This is a genomic window from Sphingopyxis sp. 550B (assembly GCF_057401805.1).
Genome location: NZ_CM171610.1, coordinates 2155936 through 2175582 on the forward strand (window position 1 = coordinate 2155936; position 19647 = coordinate 2175582).

Consider the following 19647-nt stretch of genomic DNA (forward strand, 5'->3'; position numbering starts at 1 on the left):
TAAGCGCCGGCACAGCTTCACGAGGAGACAGACGACATGCGCCCTTCCGGCCGCGCGCCCGACCAGATGCGCCCCATCGCGATTGAAACCGACTTCACCATCCACGCCGAGGGCAGCGTCCTCGTCGCTTTCGGCAACACCAAGGTGCTGGTGACCGCCAGCGTCGAGGAAAAGGTGCCGCCCTTCCTGCGCGGCAAGGGGCAGGGGTGGGTGACCGCCGAATATGGCATGCTTCCCCGCGCCACCCACACGCGCGGCAGCCGCGAGGCGGCGAAGGGCAAGCAATCGGGCCGCACGCAGGAAATTCAGCGGCTTATCGGGCGCAGCCTGCGCGCCGTCGTCGATATGAAGAAGCTCGGTGAGCGGCAGATCGTCCTCGACTGCGATGTGATCCAGGCCGACGGCGGTACGCGCACCGCGGCGATCAGCGGCGCGTGGGTCGCGCTGCGCCTAGCGGTCGACAAGCTGTTCGCCACCAAGGCGATCGCCGAGGATCCGATCGAGGACAAGGTCGCCGCCGTCTCGTGCGGCATCCACAACGGCACCGCGGTGCTCGACCTCGACTATGACGAGGATTCGACTGCGGGGGCCGACGGCAATTTCGTGCTCACCGGCAAGGGACAGATCGTCGAGGTGCAGGCGAGCGCCGAGGGCGCGACCTATGACGAGGAAGGCCTGCTGCGCCTGCTCCGCCTCGCCCGCATCGGCTGCACCGAGATTTTCGCAGCACAGGCGAAGGCGGTGGGGCGCTGACGTGACCCGAAAGCTCGCTCCCGGCAAACTCGTCATCGCCAGCCATAATGCGGGCAAGGTACGCGAAATCCGGGCGTTGCTCGCACCTTATGGCATCGATCCGGTGTCGGCGGGCGACCTCGGCCTGCCAGAGCCGGCCGAGACGGGCACGACCTTCGCCGAGAATGCGCTGCTCAAGGCCCACGCCAGCGCCTCCGCCGCGGGCCTGCCAGCGCTTGCCGACGACAGCGGGCTCGAGGTCGCGGCGCTCGGCGGGCGGCCGGGCGTCTACACTGCCGACTGGGCCGAACGCCAATGGTTCGAGGGCGAGCCGGGAAAGATTGGGCCGGCCGCGACTGGTATATGGCAATGGGCAAGGTCGAGGGGCTGCTCGCCGAACAGGGGCCGGGGGTCGACCGCAGCGCCTGCTTCGTCTGCACCCTCGCGCTCGCCTGGCCCGACGGTCATGCCGAGGTTTTCGAGGGGCGCGCGCAGGGCAGCCTGACCGGCCGCCGCGCGGCACGCTGGGCTTTGGTTATGACCCGGTCTTCGTTCCGTCCGGCAAGCCACAGACCTATGCGGAAATAGACCCGACTGAGAAGCACGCGATCAGCCACCGCGCCGATGCGTTTGCGAAGCTGGTGGCGGGTGTTTTCGGCTGATCGCTTATTTTACCCGGATATTATTGACTCCAATTTTATCCGGGTGTAATCGGCCGGCATGCAACAAGATATTCAAACCGTAACCGCCTTCCTTGGCGCCACATCACTCGTATCGGGGTCGCGCATGATCGTCCGGCAACGGCTGGAGGAGTGCTATCCGGGCGACCTCGGCGCGATCCTCGTTTTCGACGATGCGACCGGCAAGCCGGTCGACCTCGACTATTGGGACGCCGCGACGACCGCGCCGGCATCGTCGGTGGGTCGCCCGAGACTCGGCGTCAAGGCGCGCGAGGTGACGCTGCTGCCGCGGCATTGGGACTGGCTGGCGGAACAGCCCGGCGGCGCCTCCGCCGCGCTGCGCCGACTGGTCGAGGCTGCGAGCCGGGCGCCCGGTGACGGTCGCAAGCGCAAGGATGCCGCCTATCATTTCATGAGCCATATGTGCGGCAACCTGCCGGGCTATGAAGAGGCGCTGCGCGCGCTGTACCGCGACGATAGCGCGGCGTTCGACAGTCTGATCGCGGAGTGGCCGGACGATGTGCGCGATCATATCCGGCGCCTGATCGCCGGCTGACATTCGCGCGCCGCGCCCTATATCGCTCCCCATGGCCGAACCGCTCGCCCTTTATGTCCACTGGCCGTTCTGCGTGTCGAAATGCCCCTATTGCGACTTCAACAGCCATGTTCGCGAGCGCGTCGATCAAGTGGCATGGCGCGACGCGTTGCTCGCCGACCTGCGGCACGAGACGGCGCTGCTGCCGGGTCGCAAGGTTTCGTCGATCTTCTTCGGCGGCGGCACCCCCAGCCTGATGCCGCCGCAGACGGTCGCGGCGGTGATCGCGGCGGCGGACGCGGCATGGGGGCTGATCGACGATTGCGAGATCACGCTGGAGGCGAACCCCAATTCGGTCGAGGTCGCCAGTTTCGCCGCGCTCGCCGCTGCCGGGGTCAATCGTGTATCGATAGGGGTTCAAAGCTTCGATCCGCAAATCCTTGAATTCCTGGGCCGGGCGCATAGCGGCGACGAGGCGCGGCGGGCGATCGCCGCGGCGCAGGCGTATTTCGCGCGCGTCAGTTTCGACCTCATCTATGCGCGTCCCGGCCAGTCGCTCGCCGCGTGGGAGGTGGAGCTTGCCGAGGCACTGGCGTTCGGCACCGGCCATCTGTCGCTCTATCAGCTGACGATCGAGCCGGGGACGCGCTTCGCCACCCTCGCGGCGAAGGGCGATCTCGTCATCCCCGACGGCGATGCTGCCGCCGATCTGTTCGACGCGACGCAGGCGGCGACGCGCGCGGCCGACCTGCCGCGCTACGAAGTGTCGAACCACGCGCGCCGCGGCGAGGAGAGCCGGCACAACCTGACCTATTGGCGCTATGGCGATTATGCCGGCATCGGCCCCGGCGCGCACGGGCGGCGACTTGCGCAGGCGACCGAGCGGCACCGCAAGCCCGAGAATTTCCTGTCCGCCGTCGCGCGCAACGGCCACGGCCTGAAGGTCGAAACCGACCTGCCGCCGCACGAGCGCGCGACCGAGGCGATGCTGATGGGCCTGCGCCTGACCGAGGGCGTCGACCTGACGCGCGTCGAGACGCGCAGCGGGATGGCACGCGATGCCTTCGTCGATGCCGGGGCGGTCGCGCGGCTGGCGGGACAGGGGCTTTGGTGCAGGAGAGCGATCAACTGGCGGTCACCGACGCCGGGATATTGCTGCTCGACTCGATTCTTTCGGAAGTGGTGCGGACCGGCTAGACTCGCCCTCCGAAGCCCTTTCAGCCCAAACGGAATCCGGATTTGCCGCAGGACGTCATCCGCGACTGGCACGCCCATCTGGCGCACGAAAGGCGCCGGTCGGAGCATACGCGCCGCGCCTATGTCGCGACGGCCGAGCGCTTCTGCGCCTTCCTGATGGAGCATCGCGGCGGTGCGGTCGATGCGGCGATGCTGCGGTCGCTGTCCGCCGGCGACCTGCGCGCCTATCTGGCCGCGCGCCGCGCCGGGGCTGGGCAACGCATCGGCCGCACGCGAACTCTCCGCCATCCGCACCTTCCTGCGCTTCGTCGGCGGCTCGAACGCCAGCGTGCCGCAGATGCGCGGCCCGCGCGTCCGCAAGGGGTTGCCGCGCCCCGTCGCGCCCGACCAGGCGCTCGATCTTGCGCACGAGGTGGAGGATAATGCCCGGCAGGGCTGGACGGGCGCGCGCGATTTCGCGCTACTGCTGCTGCTCTATGGCGCGGGGCTGCGCATCGGCGAAGCGCTGTCGCTGACCGGCGCCGCGCTCCCGCTCGGCGAGACACTGCGCGTCACCGGCAAGCGCGGCAAGACGCGGATCGTGCCGATCCTGCCCGCGGTTGCCGCCGCGGTGGCGCGTTACGTCGAGGCCTGCCCATGGCCGATCGCGAAAGAAATGCCGCTGTTTCTCGGCGCGCGCGGCGGCCCGCTCCAGCCCGGCGTCGTGCGCGCGAGCGTGCGGTCGGCGCGCCGCGCTCTCGGGCTTCCGGAGCGCACGACACCGCACGCGCTGCGCCACAGCTTCGCGACACATCTGCTCGCGGGCGGTGCCGACCTGCGGTCGTTGCAGGAATTGCTCGGCCACGCGAGCCTCGCTTCGACGCAGGTCTATACCGCGGTCGATGCCGCGCATTTGCTCGACATCTACCGCAACGCGCACCCGCGCGCCTGACCGGCGTTCAGTCGCCGGGCCGCTGCGGCTTCCAGGTGACGACGCGCCACAGGTAGAACAGGATCAGCGTCCCGATCGCGATCAGCGCGAGCGGTCCGACCAGCTGCTCGATCGCGGCGAAGCGCTTGCCGAACCATTGCCCGGCACCCGCCAGCGCGGCGATCCAGATCGTCGATCCGGCGGCGGTCCACAGCAGGAATTTCGCCTGGTTCATCCGCACCATGCCCGCGGGCAGCGATACCATCGTCCGCGCGACGGGCATGAAGCGCGCCGCGAAGACGATGCCGGGACCATATTTCAGGAAGCCGGCGTGCAGCCGCTCGACCTCGCGCCAGTCGAGCGTCAGCCAGCGGCCGTGGCGGTCGATGAAGGGCTTCAGCCGCTCATAGCCGATCCAGCGGCCGATCGCGTACCATACCCAGTTGCCCGCGGTCGTCCCCGCGACGGCGACCGCGACGAGCGTCCAGAAATCGAAGCGCCCCTGCGCGGCCGCGACGCCGCCCAGCCCCATGATCACCTCGGACGGGATCGGCGGAAAGACGTTTTCGAGGAACATCAGGACGAAGATGCCGAAATAGCCCCACGCCTGGATCAGATCGAGAATGAAGTCGGTCATGCGGGGCTTAACGCGAGGGGAGGGCGGTTCGATCCGCGTCCGTCATCGAACCTGTCACCCGACCCGCCGCTCGATCGCGTCCCAGATCATTCCCACGGTGTCGCTGTTGTTGAACTTGTCGATCGCGACGATGCCGGTGGGCGAGGTGACGTTGATTTCGGTCAGCCATTCGCCGCCGATCACGTCGATGCCGACGAAGATCAGCCCGCGTTCCCGGAGCGCGGGAGCGAGCGCGGCGCAGATTTCCTCTTCGCGCGGGGTCAGCGCCGCCGCCTCGGCATAGCCGCCGACCGCCAGGTTGGCGCGGAACTCGCCTTCGCCCGCCTTGCGGTTGATCGCGCCCGCGACCTCGCCGTCGATCAGGACGATGCGTTTGTCGCCCTCGCTGACGCTCGGCAGGAACTGCTGCACCATGAAGGGTTCGGGCCAGACCTGTCCGAACAGTTCGACCAGCGCGCCCAGATTGGTGCCCGCCTCGTCGATGCGGAACACCGCCTTGCCGCCGTTGCCGTGCAGCGGCTTGATCACCAGCGCGCCGTGCCGCGCGTGGAAATCCTTCACCGCGTTCAGGTCGCGCGTGACCATCGTCGGCGGCATGAACTGCGGAAAGTCGAGCACGAACACCTTTTCGGGCGCGTTGCGAACCGACACCGGATCATTGACCACCAGCGTTTTGTCCCGAATGCGCTCGAGCAGCCAGGTGCCGGTCAGATAGCCAAGGTCGAACGGCGGGTCCTGCCGCATCAGCACGACATCGACATCGCGGCCGAGGTCGAGGGTGACAGGGTCGCCGAACCGGTAATGGTCGCCCTTCACGCGCTTCACCTCCAGCACCGGATGGGCCGGAGTGGTCAGCCGTCCCGCTTCCCATGTCAGGCCGCGCACGTCGTAATGATAGAGGATATGGCCGCGTTCGAGCGCCTTCAGCATCAGCGCGAAGCTGCTGTCCCCGGCAATGTTGATGCCGTCCATCGGGTCCATTTGCACGGCGGCGCGCAGGGTCATCTCATTCTCCTTCCGGGGCGACCGAATTTTCCGGCGAGCCGCGTCAGGGCTGCCAGACGTGGACCAGATGGCGAGGCAAGCGCCCCGGCGCAAGCAGCATCACGTCGATGCGGGTTTCGTCGCCCGGCCGCGCGAAGCGCGGGGCGAGCATTTCCGCCGCCGCCGCGACGCGGCGCAGGCGCCGGCGTCGATCGCGAAGTCGAGGTCGGCGGCGCGGTCGCGCCACTTGACCTCGACGAAGGCGACCGTCCGTCCGCGCCGCGCGACCAGATCGACCTCGCCGACGCGAACGCGCAGCCGTCGGGCCAATATCCGCCAGCCGTGCAGCCGCAGCCACCACGCGGCGCGATTTCGGCGCGGCGGCCGCGCGCCTCGGCGACGGCGCGGCTCACGCCCCGTCCTTCAGTGCCAGCGCGCGGGCATAGACGGCATGCCGGTCGAGCCCATAGCGTTTGGCGACCGCCTTCGCCGCCTTGGCGACCGGCTGATCGGCAAGCGCGGCGCGCAGCGCATCGTCGACCGCCGCATCGTCGGCCTCTTCGACGACATTGTCGGCGGGCGGCGCGACTATGACGACGATCTCGCCCTTCGGCGGTGCGTCGGCATAGCGCGCGGCCAGTTCGCCGAGCGACCCGGTGACGCATTCCTCGTATAACTTGCTGATCTCACGCGCGACGGCCGCGGCGCGGTTGCCGAGTCCCTCGGCCAGCGCGGCGAGCGTCGCGGCGAGGCGCGGTCCGCTTTCATAGAAGACCAGTGTCGCGCGCAGCCCGGCGAGTTCGGCGATGGCCTCGCTGCGCGCCTTGGCCTTGGACGGCAGGAAGCCGGCGAACAGGAAGCGGTCGCTCGGCAGGCCCGACAGAGTGATCGCCGCGATCGCGGCGCAGGGACCGGGCAGGGTGGTGACGCGCCGCCCCGCCGCGCGCGCATCGCGCACCAGCTTGTACCCCGGATCGGAGATCAGCGGCGTGCCCGCGTCCGACACCAGCGCCACCACATCGGTTTCCATGCGCGCAACCAGCGCGGCGCGCGCGCGTTCGTCGCTATGGTCGTGATAGGGGTCATCGGAACGCGCAAACCAGGTGCGACAGCAGCTTCGCCGTCACGCGCGTGTCTTCGGCGGCGATCACGTCGGCGCGGGCAAGCAACGCCGCAGCGCGCGGCGTGATGTCGCCGAGGTTGCCGATGGGGGTCGCCACGATATAGAGACCGGGCAAGGGAGATTGAGAAATGGTCGAATCCGGCATGTCGCCGAAAATGGCAGAAAGCGTCGTCGAGCGCCAAGACAATGCGTTGCGGCGGCGCCGGTTGCTGCGTGGAATGGCGACGCTGGCGCTCGGCGGCTTGCTCGCGGCCTGCCGGTCGTGCCCAAATCGGGCGGTCCCGCGGCGCCGCCGCCGCCCGAAAACCCCGACGAGACCGTGGGCCCCGGCCTGCCGACCGACACCGATCGCCACCGCGTCGCGCTGCTCGTGCCGCAGACGGGGGCGAATGCCGACGTCGGCACCGCGATCGCCAATGCGACGACGTTGGCGCTGCTCGACACGCGCGCCGACAAGGTTCGCATCACCACCTACGACACCGCGCTCGGCGCCGCTGCGGCGGCGCGGCAGGCAGTCGCCGATGGCAATCGCCTGATCCTGGGTCCGCTGCTCAGCGAGGATGTCGCGGCGGTCGCGCCGATCGCGCGCGCGGCAAAGGTGCCCGTGCTCAGCTTCTCGAACGACAGCGGGGTCGCGGGCAACGGCGTCTTCATCCTGGGCTTCGTGCCGGGCCAGTCGGTCGAGCGCGTCGTCGCCTTCGCGCGCGGCAAGGGCATCAGCGCTTCGGCGCGCTGGTGCCCAAGAATGTCTATGGCGACCGCGCGGCGGCCGCGTTCCGCGACGCGGTGCGCGAAGCCGGGGGACGCTGGTCGCGGTCGAAACCTACGATCGCACCGCGGCGGCGCTGACCGGCGCGGCGCGGCGGCTCGCCAACGGCGGCGCGATGGACGCGGTGCTGATCGCCGATGTCGGCGGCAATGCAATCCGCGCCGTGCCGATCGTCAAGGGCGCGGGCAGCAAGCAGATATTGGGCACCGAATTGTGGAACACCGACGCCTCGCTCGGCAGCAACGCCGCGATGCGCGGCGCGTGGTTCGCCAGCGTTTCCGACGGTCTCTACGGCCAGCTCGCGACCAAATATCGTGCCCGCTACGGCAAGGCGCCCTATCGGCTCGCCAGCCTCGGTTATGATTCGGTGCTGCTGACCGTGCGCATCGCGCGCGACTGGAAACCCGGCACCGCCTTTCCGGTGAACCGGCTGCTTGCGGCCGACGGTTTCGGCGGTATCGACGGCATCTTCCGATTCAACAATCGCGGCATCGCGGTTCGCGCGCTCGAGGTCAGCGAGGTCGGCGCCGGCGGTTTCCGCGTCGTCGATCCCGCCCCGGCCAAATGGTGACGCGCCGGGGCGTGGCATAGGCGCCACAGTCGGGCGGAAAGTGTCGTCCGATCGGCACGCGCGGCCTTTACGGCGCGCGCCCGTTCACTATATGGACAGTGCGCGCATCCGCCCATGTTCCGCATGGGCGCCCGCGTGCCTGTCGAAATGATGTGAGGAGATACAGCTATACGCCCGCCCATGACCCGCCGCCCGCTGGCGCCTATGCCGCCGAAGAACGGCCCGCGATATAATGAGTTCATCGCCTCTCCCAAGGTCCGCGTGATCGACGAGGAAGGCGAAAATCTGGGCGTAATGCTGACTGCCGAAGCCATCGAACAGGCGGCCGAGGTCGGCCTCGACCTGGTCGAGGTTTCCCCCAACGCCGACCCGCCGGTGTGCAAGTTCCTCGACGTGGGCAAGTTCAAGTACGAAGCCCAGAAAAAGGCCAATGCCGCCCGCAAGACGCAGAAGACGCAGGAGATCAAGGAGATCAAGATGCGTCCGAACATCGACGACCACGACTTCGAAGTGAAGATGAAGAAGGTGTTCGACTTCCTGGGCGAGGGCGACAAGGTCAAGATGACGATGCGCTTCCGCGGCCGCGAGATGAGCCACACCCAGCTCGGCCTCGCCGTGCTGCAGAAGGTCGCGGAAATGACCGCCGAGATCGCGAAGGTCGAGGCGCATCCGCGCACCGAGGGCCGCCAGATGCTGATGGTGCTCGCGCCGAAGTAGGCCGACGCCGCGGCTTCAGAAACCGGTACGAAAATCGAGGGCGGTCGTTCCGATGGGGCGGCCGCCCGCTTCGTATCGGCGCTCGACCATATGTGCGCGTCCGTCCGCCGCGATGGCGACGAGGGTCGAACAGCGCGTGCCATAGACCTCGCCGTGCAGGAACAGCGCCGGGGTGTCGTCCGCGGCCAGCATGTCGAGCAAGGCTTCGGGATCGGCCGCCGCCGCGGTCGCTGACGCCAGCGCCGCGCGCAGGCGTGTGGCGCGTGCGCATGGGCTGTAGGTTAGCTCGTTCGCCAGCGCATGGATTCCCGTCGTCAGCCTTTCGACGCGCGGTTCCGGCCGGTTGGTCAGCAGCCGCGCGCCGCCCCGGTCGACCGTCAGCAGGTTGAAGGCGTTGAAGCGGTCGAGGTCGGCGCACTGCGGGTCGGCGAAGCGCCCTTCACCACGCAGCAGGTCGGCGACCAGTTCGCCGCGCGATTCACGGCCGGGATCGGGCGGGGCGCCGCGCACGTTGGTGACGACGACGACGCGCCCGCTTGCGGGATGCACCCCCAGCCGGTGCAGGTCGCGCCGGCGATGATGCCGCTGCCGTCGCCCCATTCCGCGAGCGGCGCGGCGGCCCGCGCATGAAACTCGTCGCGGTTGCCGACAAGGATCAGCGGCCAGTCGGGATGGACGTGGCGGGCGAGGGCGACGACGCACATGCCGGCCATATCGTGCTTGGGTGATGATTTGCCAAGCGGGACATGATAGATATCGCTCCGTCTTTTCCGGGGAGGGAGGAAGATATGAGCGAAATGGGCAAGGCGCCGTTCCATCTGTGGATCGTCGGCATTCTCACCCTGTTGTGGAACGCCATCGGTGCGTTCGACTATACGATGACCAAGCTGCGCAACGCCGATTATCTGAGCGCTTTCACGCCCGAGCAGCAGGCCTATTTCCACGGCTTTCCGCTATGGGCCAGCGCCGGCTGGGCGCTCGGCGTCTGGGGCGCGGTGCTGGGGTCGATCCTGTTGCTCGCGCGCAGCCGGCATGCGGTGACGGCGTTCGCCGCCTCGCTGGTCGGGCTTGCGGTCAGCAGCTTCTATCAGTTCGGGTTGCATTATGGCGATCTGGAGCGCCTGTTCGGGACGTTCCCCATGGTCTTCTCCGCCATCGTCTGGATCGTCGCGATCGCGCTCTTCATCTACGCGCGGCGACAGGCGGCAGCGGGCGTTCTGCGCTGAACGGAAAAGGGGCGCCGATCAAGCGCCCCTGTCCATTTCCTTACCGCGCGCGGATGAAGGCGCGGATGTCGGACGCCAGCTTGTGGCGGTCCTCGTCGCGGATATACATCATGTGTCCCGCGGCATAATATTGATATTCGACGCGGTCCTGCGGGATGCCGGTGCGCGACAGCGAATATTCGGCGGCGAAGAAGGGCGTCGCGAAGTCGTAATAGCCCTGTCCGACGAACACGCGCAATCCGCTGTTCTCGCGCAGCGCCTGCCCGATATAGGGCGCGACGTTCAGATAGGCGTTGGTGTCGCGCCCGCCGATGCGCCAGTCCCACAGCCGCCCGATGCCGCCGATCGACTGATATTCGCGGTCGGTCTTGAACCCCAGCGTCTCGCGCGACCAGCTGTTGATCGCGGCGGTATAGCTCGCGTCGATGCCATAGAAGCTGGGATCGTTGTCGGGCTCTTCGCCGGCATTGTCGTAGTCACGGCCGGTATAACGGCTGTCGAGCCGTCCGACGGTCAGCCCGCGATCGCGCAGCAATTCCTTGTAGAAACGGCCCGGCGTCACGCGCAGGTCGGCATTTTCCAGAAAGGTTTCGGACAGGCCGGTGAAGCGCGAAAGCTCGCGGCGGATCTGCGCGCGCTCGTCGCCCTGCAGCTTCTGGCCCTTCAGCAGCGCCGCGGCATAGGGACCGATCGCCCATTGCCGCGCTTCCTCGACGAACTGTTCGACCGAGGACGCGCTCGCCTTGCCGTGATAGAGCGCGGTTGCGGCCATCGAGGGCAGATTGGTGATGAAGCCCAGTTCGTTGCCCGGCGCGTCGGACCCGGCCGCAAAGTCGAGCACGGTCGAGATCAGGATGATGCCGTTGAGGCCGACGTCATTGTAGGTGACGTTCATCAACTGGTTGGCGACCGCCGCCGAACGCGTCGTGCCATAGCTTTCGCCGCCCAGGAACTTGGGGCTGTTCCAGCGGCCATTGTCGTTCAGCCAGCGGCGGATCACTTCGGCGACCGCCTTCGCATCCTGCGTCACGCCGTAATAATCCTCGGGCTTGGCATTGCCGATCAGATGCGAAAAGCCGGTGCCCGGGGGATCGATGAATACGATGTCGGTGACGTCGAGCAGTGAATCGGGATTATCGACGATCGGATAGGGCGGGGCGCCGTCGTCGCGCGCGTCGCTGGGGATCGCCACGCGCTTCGGACCGAAGGCGCCCATCATCAGCCACACGGTACCCGAACCGGGGCCGCCGTTGAACAGGAAGGTCACCGGGCGGCTGGGATCGCGCGGTTCCCTGACATAGGATGTGGTGACGATCGCGGCCTCGGGCACGCCGTCCTTGTTCTTGAGGATCGTTTCGCCGATCGTCGCGGCATAGGCGACGCGCTGCCCCCGAACGTGCCAGACAGCTTCGTCGTACGGACTTGCGGCTCATAGTCGGTGGATTTTTCCGCCTTTACCTTGTCAGCGGGGGCATCCTCGGCATGCAGCATGGCGGGCGTTGCGAAGGCAAGCGCCAAGGCGATCAGCGACAGACCAGATTTCATCTCATTCTCCCCAGTTGCGCGCGGACCCTAGGCAGCGCACGGGAGGAGCAAGGGCGCTCGTCGGCGGGGATCGTCCTTTTGTCGAAGCGGTCAGGCGGCCTTTTTGGGTTGCACCGACAATTGCAGGCCGAGCGCGTCCAGCACGGCGGTCAGCGTTTCCAGTGTCGGGTTGCCGTTTTCCGACAACGCATTGTAAAGCGCCTGCCGGCCAAGGCCCGTTTTGCGAGCGATTTCGCTCATGCCTTTGGAACGGGCGACATCGCCGATGGCGCAGGCGATATGCTTGGGGTCGTTCCCTTCCATCGCTGCTTCGAGGTAGAAACGGATATCCTCGGCCGTTTCGATATAGTCGGCCGGGTCAAAGCGCGTCGTCGTCAATCCCATTGTCTGCTTCCCTTGCCAGTTCCTTGGCCTTCGCGATATCGCGCGCCTGACTATCCTTGTCGCCACCGATCAGCAGAAGTACCAGCGTGGTATCGCGCCACATATAATAGATTCGATATCCCGGCCCGAATGCGAGCCTCAACTCGTGCACACCCTCGCCGACCGGCTTCTGTCGCCCGCATGGCCGGATGCAAAGCGCCTCAGCCTGTCGGCAATCCGCAACAGGGACCGACGATCCCGTAAAGCGCGGAGCCATTTATCGAACTGACGCGTTCGCCGAACTTCGATCACTTGTCCTTTATACGAGACATTATCGCTCATGTCAACCCAATTCTGATCCGCTGCCGTCCTTGGCCGCCGCTCATTCATAGTTTCGGATCGGATCGCGACGGGTGTCCGCTAGCGGACACTCATGCGCCAGGCGCGGCAATTCAATCGCCTACCGCCCCCACTTCGTCTTGCTCTGCTTCCCGAAGCGTCCCTTGCGCGTTCCCGGCTTGCCTTCGTTCGAGCGTCCCACGCGCGGTGCGACCTGTTCGTCCGGGGGCAGGCCCAGTTCGTCGGCCTCCAGCCGGCGAATCTCGTCGCGCAGGCGGCCGGCTTCCTCGAACTCCAGGTCGGCGGCGGCGTCGCGCATCTTCTTTTCGAGCTCGGCGATATAGGCGCGCAGATTGTGACCGACCATATGGTCGGGCTTGTCGTCGCCCAGATCAATGGTGACCTGGTCCTTCGACGCGACATGCGCGATGATGTCGCCGATGTTGCGCTTGATCGTCGTCGGCGTGATGCCGTGTTCGGCGTTATACGCCTGCTGTTTTTCGCGGCGGCGGTCGGTCTCGCGCATCGCGCGCTCCATGCTGCCGGTGATGCGGTCGGCATAGAGGATGACGCGCCCGTCGACGTTGCGCGCCGCGCGGCCGATCGTCTGGACGAGGCTGGTCTCGCTGCGCAGGAAGCCCTCCTTGTCGGCATCGAGGATCGCGACCAGCCCGCATTCGGGAATGTCGAGCCCCTCGCGCAGCAGGTTGATGCCGACGAGCACGTCGAACACGCCGAGCCGCAGGTCGCGGATGATCTCGATGCGCTCCAGCGTCTCGACGTCCGAATGCATGTAACGGACCTTCAGCCCCGCCTCGTGCAGATATTCGGTCAGGTCTTCGGCCATGCGCTTGGTCAGCGTGGTGACGAGCGTGCGATACCCCTGCGCCGCGGTCGCCTTGGCCTCGGCGATCAGGTCGTCGACCTGCTCCTCGACCGGGCGGATGATCACCGGCGGATCGATCAGGCCGGTGGGACGGATCACCTGTTCGGCGAAGACGCCCTGCGTACGGTCCATTTCCCACGTGCCGGGAGTGGCCGAGACGCTGACCGTCTGCGGCCGCATCGCATCCCATTCGGCGAAGCGCAGCGGCCGGTTGTCGATGCAGGAGGGGAGGCGGAAGCCATATTCGGCCAGCGTGATCTTGCGGCGGTGGTCGCCCTTCGACATCGCGCCGATCTGCGGGATCGTCTGATGGCTCTCGTCGACGAACAGCAGCGCGTTGTCGGGCAGATATTCGAACAGGGTCGGCGGCGGCTCGCCCGGCAGGCGGCCGGTCAGGAAGCGGCTGTAATTCTCGATTCCCGCGCAGCTTCCGGTCGCCGCGATCATCTCGAGGTCGAAATTGGTGCGCTGTTCCAGCCGTTGCGCCTCGAGCAGCCGTCCTTCGGTTTCCAGTTCCTTCAGCCGTTCGGCCAGTTCGTGCCGGATCGCCTCGCTCGCCTGTTTCAGGGTCGGACCGGGGGTCACATAGTGCGAATTGGCGAAGACGCGGACATAATTCAGGTTGGCGATCTTCTTTCCGGTCAGCGGGTCGAACTCGGTGATCTCCTCGATCTCGTCGCCGAAGAAGCTGACGCGCCACGCCATATCCTCATAGTGCGAGGGAAAGATTTCCAGGCTGTCGCCGCGGACGCGGAAATTACCGCGCGAAAAGGCCTGGTCGTTGCGCTTGTATTGCAGCGCCACCAGCTTGCGGATGATCTCGCCGCTGTCGACGACCTGTCCTTTCTTGAGGTCGAAGATCATCGCCGAATAGGTTTCGACCGACCCGATGCCGTAAAGGCACGACACCGAGGCGACGATGATGACGTCGTCGCGTTCGAGCAGCGCGCGCGTCGCCGAGTGGCGCATGCGGTCGATCGCCTCGTTCACGCTCGACTCCTTCTCGATATAGGTGTCGGAGCGGGGAACATAGGCTTCGGGCTGGTAATAGTCGTAATAGCTGACGAAATATTCGACCGCATTGTTCGGGAAGAAGCTCTTGAACTCGCCATAGAGTTGCGCCGCGAGGATCTTGTTCGGCGCGAGGATCAGCGCGGGGCGCTGCAATTCCTCGATCACCTTGGCCATGGTGAAGGTCTTGCCCGATCCGGTCACGCCCAGCAGCACCTGGTCGCGCTCGCCCGCGCGCGCGGTGTCGACCAGTTCGCGGATCGCGGTCGGCTGGTCGCCGGCGGGCTGATAGTCGCTGACCAGTTCGAAGCGCTTGCCGCCCTCGACCTTGTCGGGACGTGCGGGGCGGTGCGGGACATAATCGCCGCTGGTGTCGATTTCGTCGAGCGAGGTGCGAATCTGGATTGCCATCACGAGGAATATGGTATCGTTTGCCTGCCACGACAACGTGGCGTGACGGCAACCAAATGGATCGCATCGGGGTTATCGCCCAATCCAGCAGAAGGATGGAATATATGAGGAAATTTGTGACGATCGCGGCCCTTGGCGTTGCCATGGCGGTGACGGGATGCAGCAAGTCGGCAAACAGCGACGGCCCGGTGAAGCGCGAGGCGGGCAACTGGAAGACCGAGGTCAAGTTGGTCAAGTTCGAGGTCCCCGGCATGCCCGAGGAAATGAAGGCCGGCATGAAGCAGATGGTCGAGGGCGCGAGCGGCATGGATCAGTGCTTCACGCAGGAACAGGTCGACAAGGAGGATATCGCGGCCGAACTCGCCAAGGAAGGCTCGGGCAACGGCGGCGAATGCAAATGGTCGAAAAAGGATGTCGCCGGCGGCAAGATCGACGTCGCGGGCACCTGCACCGCCAACGGCCAGACGATGGACATGGCGATGGCCGGAACGATGGAAGCGAAGAAGAGCGACGTGACCATCACGACCAAGGGCAAGATTCCGACCGGCGGCGACATGGAAATGGTGATGCAGGTGGTCAGCACGCACACCGGCCCGTGTCAGGCCGGCGCCGCGACGAAAAGCTAAAGCTGAGCCGAAGCGTTTCGGCAGCACCATGGGCGTCGGCACGAGCCGGCGCCCTTTCATCGCACGACGGATTGGCGCCGACGCCCGATATTGCGGGATACGGCGCGGACCGGACAAGTCCGGACACGCTTCTGATCGTGGTGATGAGGGGAGGAGAGCGGACCTGCCGGAGGGGGCACAGGTGGGGCTATGTCCCCTCCGGCAAAGTCTCAGTGTATGAAGCCGACAGGTGTTGCGAAGAATGCCAGGGACCAGCTCGCATTCTTCAACCCACCGGCTTCAATTCGTCGAACTGAGAACATGTCTCAGACCAGACCACGGTGTTGTGGGGGGCACCGCGACGATTGAAAGGTGGCAGCGGTGACGGGGAAATGATAGTTACATGGGGTCACGTAGCGGGTTGTCGCTACTTGATAACCAAATGCTAAGATTGTTTCACCGGATTTTGGCCGGATTGGTGGGAACCAATTTTCAGCATGGCGCGTTCCGGCCTATCTGTTACCGTTACATGGCCGTAACGGTGTCTGGTCGTGCTCCGGGATTGGCGTATCTACCGCAGCAGCTCGTCGGGGAGCATCGAGGGTAGAATGAATCATACAGGAACGAACGAGTCGGAGAGCAGCGACGCCGGCGACCGGATCGTCGAACAGGAACTGCGCCGCCTGCTCGAATCACCGCTGTTCGTTCGCTCGCCGGTGTTGTCGCGATTGCTGCAATATCTGGCCGATCACCGGCTGCGCGGCGCGCGGAGCGCGCCCAAGGCCTATGAGATCGCGACCGAGGCGCTGGGGCGCAGCCACGATTTCGATCCCTCGCTCGACAGCTATCCCCGCGTCATGGTCGGGCGCCTGCGCAACCTGCTCGACCGCTATTATGCCGATACGCCTTGGGTGCACCGCCTGCGCGTTCCGCAGGGCAGTTATGAAATCGTCGTCCAGCATCGTGCCGCGCCGCCGCCGGCCCGCTCCGCCGAAAATGCTGCGGAAGCGTCCGCCGCGGCATCGGTCGACCCGGTCGCGACGCCTTCGCACGAAGCCGCCGCGTTGCCCCCGGCGCGTTTGCGGCGCGGACGCCGCACTGTCCTGCTCGCCGTGCTCGTTCTGGCGGGGCTCGCGGCGCTCGCGGGATGGTGGGCCTGGCGCGGGCAGCAGGCGGTATTCCAGGGCAATATCGACCCGATGCCGCTGGTCGAGATCAGCGCCCCCGAAGCGGGGGAGAGCGCGGTTTCGCGGGCGCTGGCGCGCGCGCTCGACGGCAAGCTGCGCGACGGTATCCGCCGCTTCGAGTTCGTCGACCTGCTGAGCGCGCGGAGCCGCGAGGACGACCGGCGCGACCGCGCGGATTACCGACTCGACAGTTCGGTGGTGCGGACGGTCGAGGGGCCGGTCGATGTAACGCTGGTGCTCAATCGCGTCGCCGACCAGCGGGCCATCTGGTCGACGCAGGTGCGGGTGAATGACGGCGACGTGCCCGAATTCGGTCAGCTCGAGCCCGCGATCGCCCAGATCGCCGGCGATTACGGGGTGATCGTTCGCGACCAGCTCCGCCGTCAGCCCGACGATTACGCTCCCGGCTACCCCTGTCTGGCCCAGTTCAGCCGGATGCGGCAGAATCGCACCGCGGAAGGGGCGCGTAGGGTCGGCGACTGCCTGCGCGCGTCGGTCGAGCGCGCGCCGCGCGACCCGGTGCTGCTCAATGCGCTGTCCTGGCTTCGGTTCGGTGACTGGGGGCCGCAGCGGGGGACGCCGCAGGGCAAGGCGATCTTCGCCGAGGCGCGCGGGCTGGCCGAGCGCGCCTATGAAAACGGTCCGAACACGCCGGCCGGCCTGTTCGCGATCACGCGCGCCCATTTCTATGCCGGCGATTGCGCCGCGGGGGAGGCGATGGGCAATGCCGCGGTCCGGCTCAATCCCTATGATCCCGACATGGCCGGCTTCATCGGGCTGTTCAAGCTGACGTGCAGCGTCGGCGACAATGGAGAGGCGCTGCTGCGCCGGTCGCTCGCGCTCGACGCCAGCTATGCGGGGGTTCCGGCGGTCACGCTTGCGTTCGTGCTGTCGCAGCGCGGCGAAGTCGATGAGGCGCGCGCCATCCTCGACGGCATGCCGTCGCCCAGCAACATGGAGCCGCAATATCTGGTCGTGCGGTCGATCGTCCTGGCGCGGCAGGGCCGGCTGGCCGAAGCGCGCCAGCTCTGGCAGCGCCTGCTGACCTATACGCGGCAGCTGGAAGACACAGCGCCCGAAAAGGTGCTCGGCCAGTTCATGATTACGCCCGCCGTGGTCGGGCACGCCGCGGCGGCGCTGCGCGATTCGGGCGTGGTGCCGGCCACCCCGCGCGGTTGACCGGAATACGGCCCGCGCCGCTTTCCGGGGGCATGATCATCGCGATCGGCCGTGGGTTCGTCCTTGAAGCCGGCGGCTCTACCCCCTATTTCCGGGGACAGGTGGCCGAACAGCAGAAAGGGGGCGACGGTCGGCCTGCGCCTTGTCCGGGGGCGGTGTGTCGATGCGGCGCCTGGCCGCGGTCGCGACGCCAGCCTCTTGCCAGCCCCGCTGACGGACACTAGGGCAAATTCCAACATTCACGAGACAGTCAGAAAAAAGGAACTGTGCATGAGCGATTCGGCCGAAAAGGTTAAGAAGATCGTCGTCGAGCATCTGGGCGTCGAAGCCGACAAAGTCACCGAGGAAGCGAGCTTCATCGACGATCTGGGCGCCGACAGCCTCGATATCGTCGAACTGGTGATGGCGTTCGAAGAAGAATTCGGCGTCGAGATTCCCGACGATGCGGCGGAAAAGATCGCCACCGTCAAGGATGCGATCGACTATATCGAAGCGAACAAGGGCTAGGCCCGTTCGGTCCGGCGCGGCCGGACGCGGCGGCGACGCCGCCCACGCGTTTCCGGCTTCCCGGCTCCCAGCGCTTGCGCGCCATGGCCGGGAAGCCTTTTTTTTGGGCATGCCCCGACAAAGATGATGCCGCGCCCCGAAGAGGCGAGGCCCGACGAAAGGAATGACTATGCGCCGGGTTGTGGTGACGGGTTTGGGTTTGGTGACGCCGCTGGGCGGCGACGTCGAAACGAGCTGGGCCAATCTGATCGCCGGAAAGTCGGGCGCGGGGACGATCACCCGCTTCGACGCGTCGGACCAGAAATGCACGATCGCGTGCGAGGTGAAGCCGGCGGATCACGAATATGGCTTCGACCCGATGAAGCGCGTCGATCACAAGGTGCAGCGCCAGGTCGACCCTTTCATCATTTATGGCATCGACGCCGCCGGGCAGGCGATCGAGGACGCCGGCCTGACCGAGATGACCGACGAGCAGAAGCTGCGCGCGGGCTGTTCGATCGGGTCGGGGATCGGCGGCCTGCCGGGCATCGAGAGCGAGAGCCTGCTGCTCGCCGAAAAGGGCCCTGGCCGCGTCAGCCCGCACTTCGTCCACGGCCGCCTGATCAATCTGATCTCGGGTCAGGTCAGCATCAAATACGGGCTGATGGGGCCCAACCATGCCGTCGTCACCGCCTGCTCGACCGGCGCGCATTCGATCGGCGACGCGGCGCGGATGATCAAGGACGGCGACGCCGACATCATGCTAGCGGGCGGCGCCGAGTCGACGATCTGCCCGATCGGCATCGCCGGCTTCGCGCAGGCGCGCGCGCTCAACATGAGCTATAACGACCGCCCCGAACAGGCGAGCCGCCCCTATGACAAGGATCGCGACGGCTTCGTGATGGGCGAGGGCGCGGGCGTCGTCGTGCTCGAGGAATATGAGCATGCGAAGGCGCGCGGCGCGAAAATCTATGCCGAGGTGGTCGGCTACGGCCTGTCGGGCGACGCCTATCACGTCACCGCGCCGCATCCCGACGGCTTCGGCGCCTATCGCTCGATGGAGATGGCGCTGAAGAAGGCGGGTATGACCCCGGACGACATCGACTATATCAACGCGCACGGCACCTCGACGATGGCCGACACGATCGAACTCGGCGCGGTCAAGCGCCTGTTCGGCGACGCGATCGGCGACGTGTCGATGAGCTCGACCAAGTCGGCGATCGGCCACCTGCTCGGCGGCGCCGGCGCGGTCGAGACGATCTTCTGCATCCTCGCGATCCGCGACCAGATCGTCCCACCGACGCTCAACCTCGACAACCCCGACGAGGGGACCGAGGGCGTCGATCTCGTCCCGCACAAGGCCAGGAAGCGCCCGGTGCGCGCCGCGCTCAACAACAGCTTCGGCTTCGGCGGCACCAACGCCAGCCTGATCGTCAAGGCGGTCGAGGAGTAGCTCGAGCCGGACTGAAACCTCTTTCCTACATTGCGCCGCCATGCTCTAGCAGGCGCGTGCGCTCGACCGGGCCCGGTTTAAAGCCGCAGAGGACACAAAAG

General features: G+C 66.6%; 15 protein-coding genes and 9 pseudogenes. 14 read left to right on the forward strand and 10 right to left on the reverse strand.

The features are described 5' to 3' along the window. Nucleotides 1-36 precede the first annotated feature (36 nt). From rph to AC2S9W_RS10105, 6 genes and pseudogenes are all read left to right on the forward strand, one after another. Nucleotides 37-753 carry a ribonuclease PH gene (gene rph, locus AC2S9W_RS10080; protein ID WP_486570702.1) on the forward strand — a complete coding sequence of 239 codons (717 nt, stop codon included), beginning with the start codon at nucleotides 37-39 and terminating at the stop codon, nucleotides 751-753. After that, a pseudogene (locus AC2S9W_RS10085) lies at nucleotides 662-985 on the forward strand (non-canonical purine NTP pyrophosphatase); the annotation flags it as partial. The gene rph and the pseudogene AC2S9W_RS10085, both read left to right, overlap by 92 nt. Nucleotides 986-1101: 116 nt before the next feature. After that, nucleotides 1102-1394 (forward strand): annotated as a pseudogene (locus AC2S9W_RS10090) (non-canonical purine NTP pyrophosphatase). Between the two features lie 58 nt (nucleotides 1395-1452). Beyond that, nucleotides 1453-1968, forward strand: coding sequence for a DUF2239 family protein (locus tag AC2S9W_RS10095; protein WP_486570703.1), 516 nt, complete (start codon nucleotides 1453-1455; stop codon nucleotides 1966-1968). 31 nt (nucleotides 1969-1999) lie between these two features. Then, nucleotides 2000-3144: pseudogene (gene hemW, locus AC2S9W_RS10100) on the forward strand (radical SAM family heme chaperone HemW). 42 nt (nucleotides 3145-3186) lie between these two features. After that, nucleotides 3187-4075, forward strand: a pseudogene (locus AC2S9W_RS10105) (tyrosine-type recombinase/integrase). A 7-nt stretch (nucleotides 4076-4082) separates the two neighbouring features. Here AC2S9W_RS10105 and AC2S9W_RS10110 read toward each other — a convergent pair. The 4 genes and pseudogenes from AC2S9W_RS10110 to rsmI form a co-directional block, all read right to left on the reverse strand. Continuing rightward, on the reverse strand, nucleotides 4083-4691 hold the full coding sequence (locus AC2S9W_RS10110) for a DedA family protein (protein WP_067182568.1): 609 nt from the start codon (nucleotides 4689-4691) through the stop codon (nucleotides 4083-4085). Nucleotides 4692-4745: 54 nt separating this feature from the next. Further along, nucleotides 4746-5696, reverse strand: a complete 951-nt coding sequence (gene gshB / locus AC2S9W_RS10115; RefSeq protein WP_067182570.1) for a glutathione synthase — start codon at nucleotides 5694-5696, stop codon at nucleotides 4746-4748. A 43-nt stretch (nucleotides 5697-5739) separates the two neighbouring features. Then, nucleotides 5740-6088, reverse strand: a pseudogene (locus AC2S9W_RS10120) (YraN family protein). Continuing rightward, nucleotides 6085-6943 (reverse strand): annotated as a pseudogene (gene rsmI, locus AC2S9W_RS10125) (16S rRNA (cytidine(1402)-2'-O)-methyltransferase). Before rsmI ends, AC2S9W_RS10120 begins: the two co-directional pseudogenes overlap by 4 nt. 225 nt (nucleotides 6944-7168) lie before the next feature. On the opposite strand from rsmI, the pseudogene AC2S9W_RS10130 reads away from it, so the two are divergent. The 3 genes and pseudogenes from AC2S9W_RS10130 to infC all read left to right on the forward strand — a co-directional run. Next, nucleotides 7169-7474, forward strand: a pseudogene (locus tag AC2S9W_RS10130) (ABC transporter substrate-binding protein); the annotation flags it as partial. Nucleotides 7475-7682: 208 nt separating this feature from the next. Continuing rightward, nucleotides 7683-8138, forward strand: coding sequence for a type 1 periplasmic-binding domain-containing protein (locus AC2S9W_RS10135; RefSeq protein ID WP_486572047.1), 456 nt, complete (start codon nucleotides 7683-7685; stop codon nucleotides 8136-8138). Nucleotides 8139-8318: 180 nt separating this feature from the next. Continuing rightward, complete coding sequence (infC, locus tag AC2S9W_RS10140; protein ID WP_067108361.1) at nucleotides 8319-8855, forward strand: translation initiation factor IF-3; 537 nt, start codon at nucleotides 8319-8321, stop codon at nucleotides 8853-8855. Between the two features lie 15 nt (nucleotides 8856-8870). Here infC and AC2S9W_RS10145 read toward each other — a convergent pair. Then, nucleotides 8871-9347: pseudogene (locus AC2S9W_RS10145) on the reverse strand (NRDE family protein); the annotation flags it as partial. Further along, the gene (locus AC2S9W_RS10150) at nucleotides 9233-9514 is read right to left on the reverse strand and encodes an NRDE family protein (protein ID WP_486572074.1); all 282 of its coding nucleotides are present in this window, start codon (nucleotides 9512-9514) and stop codon (nucleotides 9233-9235) included. The gene AC2S9W_RS10150 and the pseudogene AC2S9W_RS10145, both read right to left, overlap by 115 nt. A gap of 129 nt (nucleotides 9515-9643) precedes the next feature. Here AC2S9W_RS10150 and AC2S9W_RS10155 point away from each other — a divergent pair, with 129 nt between their 5' ends. Further along, entirely contained in the window at nucleotides 9644-10081 is a 438-nt protein-coding gene (locus AC2S9W_RS10155; protein WP_486570704.1) for a hypothetical protein, read from the forward strand. Between the two features lie 40 nt (nucleotides 10082-10121). On the opposite strand, the pseudogene AC2S9W_RS10160 reads toward AC2S9W_RS10155, so the two are convergent. The 4 genes and pseudogenes from AC2S9W_RS10160 to uvrB all read right to left on the reverse strand — a co-directional run bounded on the left by AC2S9W_RS10160 (nucleotide 10122) and on the right by uvrB (nucleotide 14636). After that, nucleotides 10122-11626: pseudogene (locus tag AC2S9W_RS10160) on the reverse strand (S10 family peptidase). Nucleotides 11627-11716: 90 nt separating this feature from the next. Next, nucleotides 11717-12010, reverse strand: a complete 294-nt coding sequence (locus AC2S9W_RS10165) for an addiction module antidote protein (RefSeq protein WP_486570705.1) — start codon at nucleotides 12008-12010, stop codon at nucleotides 11717-11719. Continuing rightward, entirely contained in the window at nucleotides 11985-12266 is a 282-nt protein-coding gene (locus AC2S9W_RS10170) for a type II toxin-antitoxin system RelE/ParE family toxin (protein WP_486570706.1), read from the reverse strand. The genes AC2S9W_RS10165 and AC2S9W_RS10170 overlap by 26 nt, the downstream gene beginning before the upstream one ends. Before the next feature lie 183 nt (nucleotides 12267-12449). Then, a complete protein-coding gene (uvrB, locus tag AC2S9W_RS10175; protein ID WP_486570707.1) occupies nucleotides 12450-14636 on the reverse strand; it encodes an excinuclease ABC subunit UvrB in 2187 nt (728 codons plus the stop codon). 104 nt (nucleotides 14637-14740) lie between these two features. On the opposite strand from uvrB, the gene AC2S9W_RS10180 reads away from it, so the two are divergent. The 4 genes from AC2S9W_RS10180 (at nucleotide 14741) to fabF (ending at nucleotide 19546) form a co-directional block, all read left to right on the forward strand. Next, nucleotides 14741-15262, forward strand: coding sequence for a DUF3617 domain-containing protein (locus AC2S9W_RS10180; protein WP_486570708.1), 522 nt, complete (start codon nucleotides 14741-14743; stop codon nucleotides 15260-15262). A 587-nt stretch (nucleotides 15263-15849) separates the two neighbouring features. Then, the gene (locus tag AC2S9W_RS10185; RefSeq protein ID WP_486570709.1) at nucleotides 15850-17607 is read left to right on the forward strand and encodes a tetratricopeptide repeat protein; all 1758 of its coding nucleotides are present in this window, start codon (nucleotides 15850-15852) and stop codon (nucleotides 17605-17607) included. Between the two features lie 270 nt (nucleotides 17608-17877). After that, the gene (locus AC2S9W_RS10190; RefSeq protein WP_003039428.1) at nucleotides 17878-18114 is read left to right on the forward strand and encodes an acyl carrier protein; all 237 of its coding nucleotides are present in this window, start codon (nucleotides 17878-17880) and stop codon (nucleotides 18112-18114) included. Between the two features lie 169 nt (nucleotides 18115-18283). Continuing rightward, a complete protein-coding gene (gene fabF, locus AC2S9W_RS10195) occupies nucleotides 18284-19546 on the forward strand; it encodes a beta-ketoacyl-ACP synthase II (RefSeq protein WP_067108384.1) in 1263 nt (420 codons plus the stop codon). The last annotated feature ends 101 nt before the right edge of the window (nucleotides 19547-19647 follow it).

Coding starts and splice junctions, on each gene's coding strand:
- rph (WP_486570702.1), top strand. CDS start 37: ATGCGCCCTTCCGGCCGCGCGCCCGACCAGATGCGCCCCATCGCGATT.
- AC2S9W_RS10095 (WP_486570703.1), top strand. CDS start 1,453: ATGCAACAAGATATTCAAACCGTAACCGCCTTCCTTGGCGCCACATCA.
- AC2S9W_RS10110 (WP_067182568.1), bottom strand. CDS start 4,691: ATGACCGACTTCATTCTCGATCTGATCCAGGCGTGGGGCTATTTCGGC.
- gshB (WP_067182570.1), bottom strand. CDS start 5,696: ATGACCCTGCGCGCCGCCGTGCAAATGGACCCGATGGACGGCATCAAC.
- AC2S9W_RS10135 (WP_486572047.1), top strand. CDS start 7,683: ATGGACGCGGTGCTGATCGCCGATGTCGGCGGCAATGCAATCCGCGCC.
- infC (WP_067108361.1), top strand. CDS start 8,319: ATGACCCGCCGCCCGCTGGCGCCTATGCCGCCGAAGAACGGCCCGCGA.
- AC2S9W_RS10155 (WP_486570704.1), top strand. CDS start 9,644: ATGAGCGAAATGGGCAAGGCGCCGTTCCATCTGTGGATCGTCGGCATT.
- AC2S9W_RS10165 (WP_486570705.1), bottom strand. CDS start 12,010: ATGGGATTGACGACGACGCGCTTTGACCCGGCCGACTATATCGAAACG.
- AC2S9W_RS10170 (WP_486570706.1), bottom strand. CDS start 12,266: ATGGCTCCGCGCTTTACGGGATCGTCGGTCCCTGTTGCGGATTGCCGA.
- uvrB (WP_486570707.1), bottom strand. CDS start 14,636: ATGGCAATCCAGATTCGCACCTCGCTCGACGAAATCGACACCAGCGGC.
- AC2S9W_RS10180 (WP_486570708.1), top strand. CDS start 14,741: ATGAGGAAATTTGTGACGATCGCGGCCCTTGGCGTTGCCATGGCGGTG.
- AC2S9W_RS10185 (WP_486570709.1), top strand. CDS start 15,850: ATGAATCATACAGGAACGAACGAGTCGGAGAGCAGCGACGCCGGCGAC.
- AC2S9W_RS10190 (WP_003039428.1), top strand. CDS start 17,878: ATGAGCGATTCGGCCGAAAAGGTTAAGAAGATCGTCGTCGAGCATCTG.
- fabF (WP_067108384.1), top strand. CDS start 18,284: ATGCGCCGGGTTGTGGTGACGGGTTTGGGTTTGGTGACGCCGCTGGGC.